General features: G+C 35.5%; 1 protein-coding gene and 1 pseudogene. Both read right to left on the bottom strand.

Going from position 1 to position 1,385, the window contains the following annotated elements; translation table 11 throughout:
- Window positions 1-156 (bottom strand): annotated as a pseudogene (locus tag RHOW815_RS08720) (IS481 family transposase); the annotation flags it as partial.
- A gap of 229 nt (window positions 157-385) precedes the next feature.
- Window positions 386-1,385: hypothetical protein (locus RHOW815_RS07705; RefSeq protein WP_215217726.1), on the bottom strand; the 1,000-nt coding region annotated here is incomplete at its 5' end.

Genomic DNA, 1,385 nt, shown 5'->3' with positions numbered 1-1,385 from the left:
TACATAATAGGTATCTTGTGCAACAAGATAGCCGGGGTGTTGTGTTTCTATTTCACCATGCGCTTCTTTAGCTTTTTCAAGCGCTCTTAATTGATCTTCTGTAAAGATCAAGTGATCTTGAGCTGCTTTTGCTTCTAACGCCTTTAGTCTCTTCTTAGAGCCTGTTTAAAATCTTTTCAAAAAACGAGAAGATTTTAAAACAGGCTCTAAAGAATTATCCTTTACTAAAACCTAATCTACCCCACTCAATTTATAAATTGTCTTGTCGTGAAGCTTGTTGAAGAGCCGGATGCGGTAAGTTCCGCAAGTCCGGTTCTGTGAGGGATGCGTAATGGAAGTTACGCATCTACTCGATAGAGGTTTCATCAGAATCATTTTTTATCTCTCAATTATCAAGCGAAATCTTCATGCATTGGCCCTGTAATTGAGTATGGCCTTGTCTCTGCGAAGTTTTTAAGTTATTAGCAAGATGTAAACTATGCTGGCATCTTCTTTTTTTCTTAAACATGAAAATACCAGCTAATAAACTTCCAGTTGCAAATAGAGCTAATCCTATTAATGCAATCCCTCGTTGAATATTTGTTGATTTAGTTATTTTAGGTTCTGTTGTTGTGGTTGGTTCAGGTATTGCTGTTGAAGTAGCAGCTGTTGGTTTTGTTTGTTTAACTGTTGTTTCTGGAGCAGTTGTTGATTGAGTTAGTTCAAATATTGTAGTTGGCTTTTCTGAACTTTTTTTATATCGAGTTGACCTACTACACTGCTCTTCTAATTGAGCAATCATGCTCTCTTTTTCTTTTAAAGAGCTATTACATACCTGATTTTCTGTACGGCAAGTATTAAGATCAGCAATCAGGTTTAACACGGTAGGTGGTAGTTTTGTGTGGTTAACTGTTATTTCTGGAGCAGTTGTTGAGTGAGTTAGTTCAAATATTGTAGTTGGTTTTTCTGAACTTTTTTTATATCGAGTTGATCTACTACACTGCTCTTCTAATTGAGCAATCGTGCTCTCTTTTTCTTTTAAAGAGCTATTACATACCTGTTTTTCTGTACGGCAAGTCCTATAATCGATAACCAGGCTTGTCATGTATTCTACCGATACCTCGTAAACAGGTTCTATTACTCTAGGTCTTTTATGTCTTGCATGAATACGCTTTGACCGTGGAATATTTCCATACTTTGAATCTGTAAACCCATTTCCAATTTTCACCTTAGCCACTCTATCTATTTTTCGATGTGAAGAAAACATATTGGTAGCATTCTTTAAATTCATTGGAAGTTCATTTGAAAATGGCACTATGAACCTATCTTGAATTAAATTTACTGTTTTAAAGATACTTGCCGACTTAAGAAATTCATCCAATATCCCAGTAGTCCAAACATTAATA

It is taken from the genome of Candidatus Rhabdochlamydia sp. W815 (assembly GCF_018642185.1).
Taxonomy (GTDB): domain Bacteria; phylum Chlamydiota; class Chlamydiia; order Chlamydiales; family Rhabdochlamydiaceae; genus Rhabdochlamydia; species Rhabdochlamydia oedothoracis.
This window is presented reverse-complemented; position numbering and strand designations above follow the sequence as displayed.